The 1,608-nt window shown below is 40.3% G+C and carries 1 protein-coding gene; it reads left to right on the top strand.

Annotated elements, in window-relative coordinates; translation table 11 throughout:
- Positions 1 to 313: 313 nt before the first annotated feature.
- The gene (locus FJR38_RS23305) at positions 314 to 1,423 is read left to right on the top strand and encodes an S-(hydroxymethyl)glutathione dehydrogenase/class III alcohol dehydrogenase (RefSeq protein WP_168497081.1); all 1,110 of its coding nucleotides are present in this window, start codon (positions 314 to 316) and stop codon (positions 1,421 to 1,423) included.
- The last annotated feature ends 185 nt before the right edge of the window (positions 1,424 to 1,608 follow it).

Genomic DNA, 1,608 nt, shown 5'->3' on the forward strand with positions numbered 1-1,608 from the left:
CATAGTTTTGTTACAGACTGAATTAATCGCAAAAGTGGATAATTGATTGAGTGGTTGCAGCTAAGACAATGTTTATTATAGTTGCCAAAATAGCCACTACCTTTCACCAATCTAAACCAGTGAATGCGATTTTAACAAAATCTGGCAGTTAATAAAGCCCCACTTGTAAAGGTGGGGGTTTCTCTTGTTATAGGTACTAATGTACTATATATAAAATCACTTGACAAGTAATTATGGAAAATATTCCTCTCTGAGACTCTGCGACTCTGCGTGAGATAAAATTACGTAAATCCTCACCACCAAGGAGAATGGAATGGAAGTCAAAGCAGCAGTAGCGCACACCGCAGGTAAACCCCTAACTATCGAAACCGTACAATTAGCAGCACCACAAGCCGGAGAAGTATTAATTGAGATTAAAGCCAGTGGGGTTTGTCATACTGACGCTTTTACTCTTTCTGGTAATGATCCTGAAGGTTTATTTCCCGCCATTTTAGGACATGAAGGCGCTGGTATAGTTGTCGAAGTGGGGGCTGATGTCAACAGCCTCAAAAAAGGAGATCATGTAATTCTTTTATACACGCCTGAATGTCGGCAATGTGATTATTGCTTAAGCTTTAAAACCAATCTCTGTCAAGCAATTCGCGGCACACAAGGACGGGGTTTAATGCCCGATGGTACTAGCCGTTTTAGTATCGGTGGCGACATGATTCACCATTATATGGGTACATCCACCTTCGCTAATTATACGGTATTACCAGAAATCGCCGTTGCCAAAATTCGAGAAGATGCCCCTTTCGATAAAGTTTGTTATATCGGTTGTGGTGTTACAACAGGTATAGGTGCGGTGATATATACAGCTAAGGTAGAGCCAGGCGCAAATGTGGTAGTTTTCGGTTTGGGTGGGATTGGTTTAAACGTCATCCAAGGGGCGCGAATGGTGGGCGCAAATATGATTATTGGTGTAGATATTAATCCCAAAAAACGGGCTTTAGCTGAAAAATTTGGGATGACACATTTTGTCAATCCTAATGAAGTGGAAGGTGATTTAGTTGCTTATTTAGTAGATTTAACAAAAGGTGGTGCTGATTATTCTTTTGAATGTATTGGTAATGTCAATATCATGCGTCAAGCTTTGGAATGTTGTCATAAAGGTTGGGGTGTGAGTGTGATTATTGGTGTTGCTGGTGCGGGTAAAGAAATCAGCACTCGTCCATTTCAATTAGTAACTGGAAGGGTTTGGAAAGGTTCGGCTTTTGGTGGTGCAAGAGGACGGACAGATGTGCCGAAAATAGTAGATTGGTATATGGATGGTAAGATTAATATTGATGATTTAATTACTCATGTGATGCCAATTGAAAAAATTAATGATGCTTTTGATTTGATGCACAGGGGGGAGTCTATTCGGAGTGTGGTGACTTTTTAGGTTTTATGGCTCACGCAGAGGCGCAAAGGAAGAAGGGAGTTATAATTAGTTCAAGTTTGCTAGGTTTTAATTATGCAGTCACGAAGGGCGAAAGAATCGGGTGTAAACTTGAATGATAATCTTTATGAAACGGATTTTTATGCCTGGACTCAAGAACAGGCTAAGTTGTTACGTTATCAACAATG

Source organism: Anabaena sp. UHCC 0253, from assembly GCF_009712085.1.
Taxonomy (GTDB): Bacteria; Cyanobacteriota; Cyanobacteriia; order Cyanobacteriales; family Nostocaceae; genus Dolichospermum.